Source organism: Methylobacterium longum (assembly GCF_022179385.1).
Taxonomy (GTDB): domain Bacteria; phylum Pseudomonadota; class Alphaproteobacteria; order Rhizobiales; family Beijerinckiaceae; genus Methylobacterium; species Methylobacterium longum.
Genome location: NZ_BPQS01000097.1, coordinates 1 through 6,188 on the forward strand (window position 1 = coordinate 1; position 6,188 = coordinate 6,188).

The 6,188-nt window shown below is 54.1% G+C and carries 3 protein-coding genes, 4 pseudogenes and 1 other annotated feature; of the genes and pseudogenes, 5 read left to right on the forward strand and 2 right to left on the reverse strand.

Annotated elements, in window-relative coordinates:
- Nucleotides 1–242: pseudogene (locus MFF58_RS31055) on the reverse strand (hypothetical protein); the annotation flags it as partial.
- Between the two features lie 1,122 nt (nucleotides 243–1,364).
- Between MFF58_RS31055 and MFF58_RS31060 the strand changes: the two are divergent.
- The gene (locus MFF58_RS31060) at nucleotides 1,365–2,531 is read left to right on the forward strand and encodes a hypothetical protein (RefSeq protein WP_238294102.1); all 1,167 of its coding nucleotides are present in this window, start codon (nucleotides 1,365–1,367) and stop codon (nucleotides 2,529–2,531) included.
- A gap of 4 nt (nucleotides 2,532–2,535) precedes the next feature.
- A complete protein-coding gene (locus MFF58_RS31065; protein ID WP_238294104.1) occupies nucleotides 2,536–3,810 on the forward strand; it encodes a hypothetical protein in 1,275 nt (424 codons plus the stop codon).
- On the opposite strand, the pseudogene MFF58_RS31070 reads toward MFF58_RS31065, so the two are convergent.
- A pseudogene (locus MFF58_RS31070) lies at nucleotides 3,794–4,050 on the reverse strand (integrase core domain-containing protein); the annotation flags it as partial. The gene MFF58_RS31065 and the pseudogene MFF58_RS31070 sit on opposite strands and share 17 nt — an antisense overlap.
- 218 nt (nucleotides 4,051–4,268) lie before the next feature.
- Between MFF58_RS31070 and MFF58_RS32700 the strand changes: the two are divergent.
- From MFF58_RS32700 to MFF58_RS31080, 3 genes and pseudogenes are all read left to right on the forward strand, one after another.
- Nucleotides 4,269–4,664 carry an IS110 family transposase gene (locus MFF58_RS32700; protein WP_373323419.1) on the forward strand — a complete coding sequence of 132 codons (396 nt, stop codon included), beginning with the start codon at nucleotides 4,269–4,271 and terminating at the stop codon, nucleotides 4,662–4,664.
- 264 nt (nucleotides 4,665–4,928) lie between these two features.
- Nucleotides 4,929–5,092: pseudogene (locus MFF58_RS32705) on the forward strand (transposase); the annotation flags it as partial.
- A gap of 299 nt (nucleotides 5,093–5,391) precedes the next feature.
- Nucleotides 5,392–6,076 (forward strand): annotated as a pseudogene (locus MFF58_RS31080) (IS3 family transposase); the annotation flags it as partial.
- Nucleotides 5,619–5,735: a sequence feature (AL1L pseudoknot), on the forward strand. (Overlaps the previous pseudogene by 117 nt.)
- Nucleotides 6,077–6,188: the final 112 nt, after the last annotated feature.

Sequence of the window (6,188 nt, forward strand, 5' to 3'; positions counted from 1 at the left end):
AGCACGAACAGCGCCGTCACCGCCACGCCGACGTCCAGGCTCCGCTTGGCCGCCCAGTCCAGACGCAGGCCACGGGCGACGAAGGGCGCGGGGGGCAGAACCGCATCGGCGGTCGCTTCCGCTACCTCAATCACTTGTTCTGAAGCTTGTTCAACGATGACAGCGATATCGCCAGTAATCAGTGCACGCTGCACTGCGAGATCACCGCCGACATCTTGGCGAACTGCACTTTGCGACATCATCTCTTCTTCTCAGTATAGGCGGCCAGATTGATTAATCGCCGATTGGCTAACGAATTCTTAAATCCAGAACATTGTAGATCACAAGCCGTGCCGCAAATCTAGCACCGCAAATTTAATCAGAATTGACATCGTTAATATCGAGAAATTTGTTTCTAATATGGCGCTTATGGCTCAGCTGGCGCCACCGCTTCCTTCTACCTGTGTAGAAATTGCGTAGTCGCCATACGAGATGCGTCTGAGGGTTGCGTTTGTGAGGAGCAATGCAAGCCGTGCATACTCGTCAATTCGAACGGCTTATCCCCCTCGATACGCCGAACTATAAGGCGAATGACATCGCGATTGTCCGCCCGGTCCAGAACGTTAAGGCTTTCGCGTGCACGACGCGCGCACGAGCGGAGAAGAGCTTTAACTGGCCAACAATCAAGGTCGGTTCGCGCTCTGCTTCACTCGCAGCCCGGATCTCCTTGCCCTACTCCTTTAATTGCACCACCCGATGCCTCGGCTCGGTAATGCGCGGCTTGAACTCGGTCCGTTCGATCAGGCCCTCAGCATAACCGTCAATGAGCCGGCTGAACCAGTAATCCTACGTTTGTGAAGGGCCTCGGTCTATCTCAGGAGTGCTGACGGCGGATAGTGTCTGATCTCCAAGAGAGAGAGCTGCAGCAGTTGCTCAAACAGTCTCTGGCGCGTAAGTCCCTTCAGGTAACTCGACGATGGTATAAGTGCTCCTTCCGTTCCCTGAGCCAACCGCAAGGAGACGGGAGGTTTAAACATCTATTGATATGAAAGTGTAATTCCTTGTCCAGAATATGAAATATCGTAACATGCGCGATAAATGTTACAAAGCAAAATTGACAATTAAACACGATGTATTATAAACTCATTTCAAACGTAAGTTAAATGTTTAAACTTTGCATTCGAATAATGATAACGCTGACTATTTTGTCGCAGAATGTAATTTTAAACAGAGTCGGATTGGCGGGCTATGAAAACAATGCATTCACTACCTATAATATACGGCCGCTCTGAGGCGCGACAATTTTATTGGCAGATCAAGACAAAATGTCTGACATCAGTCAAGTCGAAGTAGTGGACAATCAAATAAAACTGAGTTAAAAGGCTATGCTCGTCCCAAAAGAGATTGTGAAAGGCAAAGATGTGAAGCGCTTCGAAATCACAAATCGAGCAACGCTGGCAGAAGCCAGGAATGCGATCGATTTTGACGAAGTCGTGGTGAACACTGCCGAGATAAAAAGGAGGAATCTGCTGCCGTGCGCATTAAAATATGCACTTTGGGCGCTTCGCCCTGGCGGGCGGCTTATTGTGAATGACGAAGGACTCATGGACGCCGGCCCACCACCCTATGTTTTTCCATTCAACCTAGTTCGCCAATGTACGTTCAAATTTCTAGCTAACGACACGAGTCTGATCGACTTTGATCAGCGCGGGCGTATTGTGATGGAGCGTCATGCTCCGGTGCTTGGACCAGCTTGGAGTGCAGGAGTTATTTTTTCTGGCAACAAAGCTGAATTACCGGTACTGCATTCTTGCTTGGATAGTCTTCGAAATCAGCCCGAACTTTCGCCTGAGATGTTTGGTGAGATAGCTGTATGCGGCCCGCATGCAGCCCGAGAGCTCCTGAGCGAACATAAAGACGTGCGCTGGATAGATTATGATGAACCTCCTGGCGATCGCTTTCTCATATGCAAAAAGAAAAATTTGCTAATAGATAGCTTAAAAAATCCAAAAATCGTGATACTTCATGCTCGCATCAAGCTTGCGAATGATGCGTTGACGCGTACTCCTCGTGAGTTTGATATATCGGGTCCAAACACGAGTTTTCTGCACAACAATCGCCTCATCCCATATCCATCATTGACGCAAAGCGATAGTGTCTGGCCAGGGATTTTGCCTCGCCGTCGGACGCTTAGTAGCCGGCAATTGTCTGATGCCGACCCCATTTTGCTGCATGAAAGAGCCGGATTGTTCGTCGACGGTTCAGCCTTCTATGTGCGACGCGCCGCCTGGAAGTCTTGCCCTCTAAATGATGCCATTGCTTGGCTTGAAGGCGAAGATGTTGAGTGGTGTTCACGTGCATTTCTTCAGGGATTTCTGATTGATATGGCACCACAGAGCCTTGCAACGTCGCAGACAAATAAGCTTTCAATTCCACCTAATCTTGGTTCCTGGACTCCAAAAGCTGCCCGCGCCATAAGTATCATGCGATCGGGAAAATCAATGATGAAACACGCTATTGAACCATTTTTTCGCAAAAAAGACCAGATCTAAGTTTGTGCTTCAGTTATCGGCACACCAAAGCGTTGATAAGATGAAAAAAGAGCCTGGAATTGGATCACCTGAGCGTCTCGACGCTGAATTCCCACTCTCCGTCGCAAAATTTTTCATCCTTTCCACTACGGTTCTTCAGAAGATTGCCATTCCCGGTACTGGGGGGCTAGTTTGGCTACTTGAGCCCATATTCCTTTCGTTACTGCTTTATTGCTTGTTGCGTCAAGTATTGAGCATTCGGATTTACGTTTTTTGCGCTTCATCGTTGTTTCTTTTTCAGGTCAGCATTTCGGGTTTTTGGTCGTCAGATCGAGCCTCCATCCCATCGGTCGTTCTCGTGCTATTTTTCAGCACGTTTTATCTATTTTCGTTCAAACAGGTGGGGCCTAATTTCTTTAAAAATATATCACAATTTTACATAAAGATGATGATTGCACTAGCCATTGCTGGCACAGCGCAATTTTTCGGACAATTTATTTTTCCGCGGCCAATAGTGTTCTTTATAGACTACCTTCCGTCGGACTTCATTGTGGCAAACTATAATAATCTTAATGTTCTATACTTTGGTTCAGAAATAATAAAATCGAATGGGGTCGTTTTTCAAGAACCTTCGACTTATAATCAGTTTCTAGCACTTGCACTTGTTGCGGAACTAAGTTTCCGAACTCGGCCGTTTGTACTTTTGACGCTTGTAATAGGCTTAGGCGTAACTTTTTCAGGAACGGGTTTGCTCGCGCTATTACCGGCATTTCCTTTTCTTGCTATTAGGCGGCCGGCAATTGTCTTCACGATAGCTGGTTTCGGTATCATTGGACTTTCGACACTCATTCTATCGACAGAATGGCTGGATATTTACATTCAGCGTTTAGGAGAATTCGCTGAGCCGGGCACAAGCGGTTATGCGCGTTTTGTTTCGGGGTTTGTAATGCTAAATGATTATCTGTTTGAGCAAGACATCCCGTCTGCCCTATTTGGGCACGGCCCAGGAAGTGTTCGAGAATATTCGATGAGATACACTTACGAAGTCTTCTCGCCTACTTTAATAAGAATGATTTTAGATTACGGAATACTAGGCGGCGGGTTTTATGTCATGCTTATGACCTATATTATATTTTCTGGACCCGGAACTGCTGCTTTCAATGTAGCGCTTTGGACCATTTTCATGTGGATGGGCGAGAATTCTCTTACTCCTGTTATACACGGTCTTGTTTTGCCGATGGCAGCATGGCCAGCCATTAAATCTTCGGTCCCGGCATCTGATGTCACGGATCGAGCCTGAAGTGTTCTGGCTCTTTCGTCCAAGTCTGCCGATGAACTCGTAGAGTGTGAGGTCGCGTAGAGCTCTGAGCCGGCGGCTGTGGTTGTAGGCGGCCGCGAACGGCTGCAGATGCGTTCGAAGCTAATCGTGACTGTCGTAGTGGTAGCGCTTGACCGTGGCCTCCTTGATGGTGCGGTTCACTCGCTCAACTTGACCGTTATCCGGTATGTACCCGTGCGGTGCCTTCTCGTTCCGCTGTTCTCCCCAGAGAACGGCATTATGGTGAGGCCATCTGGGACGCGGGGCACCGGGAGCACGAAGGTGCGGGCAGGCCGTCGATAGACAGTGGGCTGAGAGCCCGAACTCGTTACATGGCCGCCCCTTGCGACTTTCCCGGATGCGCTGCGAGCGCGGATCAGTAGGTGTCGTGTTGCCCGCCAGCTCCCGCTTTTGTCGACGAACCAGCATGGGGAGTGGGCATGCGGATTATCGGACTGGATATTCACCGCGCCTTCGCGGAAGCGGTAGCGTGGGATGATGGCAAGCTGAGGCGGCTGGGTCGCGTCGACATGCGTCGCGATCTTCTGACCGCCTTCGCTGAGCAACTCTCGGCGGATGACGTCGTGGTCGTTGAGGCCACCGGCAATGCCTCGGCCGTTGTGGCGGTTCTCGCGCCGCACGTGAAGAAGGTGGTGATCGCCAACCCGATGCAGGTGCGGATGATCGCGCATGCCAAGATCAAGACCGACACGATCGACGCCGGCGTGCTGGCGCAGCTCTACGCGAGCGGGTTCCTGCCGGAGGTGTGGGTTCCAGGCGAGCCGACCCAGGCGCTGCGCCGGCAGGTTACCCGCCGCAACCAGATCGTCCGGTAGCGATCCCGGCTGAAGAACATCATCCAGTCGATCCTGCACAGCCACCTGATCCCATCCTGTCCCCACGCTGACCTCTGCGGGGCCAAGGGCCGGGCCTGGCTCGTCGAGCAGGTCGTGCCAGAGGACGAACGGCTCGCGATCGAGCGGCACCTGCGCGAGTTTGACAGGCTTGGCGAGGACCTGAAGGTCATCGAGCGCGATCTCGCCCGTTCGGCCCTCGCTGACGAAAGCGTCAAGCGACTGATGACGGTCCCCGGCATCGACATGGTGGTGGCGCTCGGGTTGACAGCGGCCATCGGCGAGGTGACCCGCTTCGACGAGCCGCAAAAGCTTGTCAGCACCTCGGTCTGAACCCGAGCGTGCGGCAATCAGGACCGGGACCCGCGTACCACGGCCGGATCACCAAGCAGGGTCGCGGTCACGCCCGCGGCATGTTGGTCGAGGCCGCCTGGGCCGCAGCCCGCGCTCCAGGCCCACTCCGAGCCTTTTTCCTGCGGGTCAGGGCGCGACGCGGCCAGCACGTTGCCGCTGTCGCAACCGCCCGCAAGCTCGCGGTCGCGATTTGGCATCTTTTGACCAAGAGCGAGAGCTACGTCTGGGCCTGCCCCTCGCTTCACGCGAAGATGAACCGCGCCGGGTTTTCCGGAGGCCCCAACTCTTGCGAGGATGGAGCCATGACGAAGCGAACCCCACCTTCTCCCCTGAGGTCCGTGAACGCGCGGTGCGGATGGTGTTGGAGCACCAGGGCGAGCACGACTCTCAATACGGTGCGATCCGCTCGATCGCTGCGAAGATCGGCTGCTCGGGCGAGACGCTGCGGAATTGGGTACGCCAGACCGAGCGGGACCAGGGCCAACGAGCGGGCCCGACGACGGACGAGCGCGAGCGGATCAAGGCGCTGGAGCGAGAGGTTCGTGAACTCCGGCAGGCCAACGAGATCCTGAGAAAAGCATCGGCGTATTTTGCACAGGCGGAGCTCGACCGTCCGTTCAAGCGATGATCGCCTTCATCGACGATCACCGCGGGGCCTACGGGGTCGAGCCGATCTGCCGCGTGCTGCTGATCGCCCCGTCGACGTATCACGCCCATGCCGCGCGGCGGGTCGATCCCGGACGACTGCCGGCCCGAGCCAAGCGGGATGCGGTGCTGATGGCCGAGGTCCGGCACGTGTGCGAAGCGAACTTCTGCGTCTACGGCGTGCGCATAATCTGGCGGCAGCTCGCCCGTGAGGGGATCACGGCGGCTCGTTGCACCATCGCACGGCTGATGCGAGCGATAGGTCTGCAGGGCGTCGTGCGGGGCAAAACAGTCCGCACGACGATCCCTGATACAGGGCCGTCTGCCCGCTCGACCGGGCCAACCGCCAGTTAAAGGCCGCCCACCCGAACAGGCTGTGGGTCGCCGACTTCACCTAGATACTGTCGGCGAATCAGGGGGCGGGGGCATTGGTATGGAGATGTCCGATGAGCCTGCGACCGGAACCGATCGGCACGATCCCAGCTGAGACAGTGCGGGTTGCGAGGG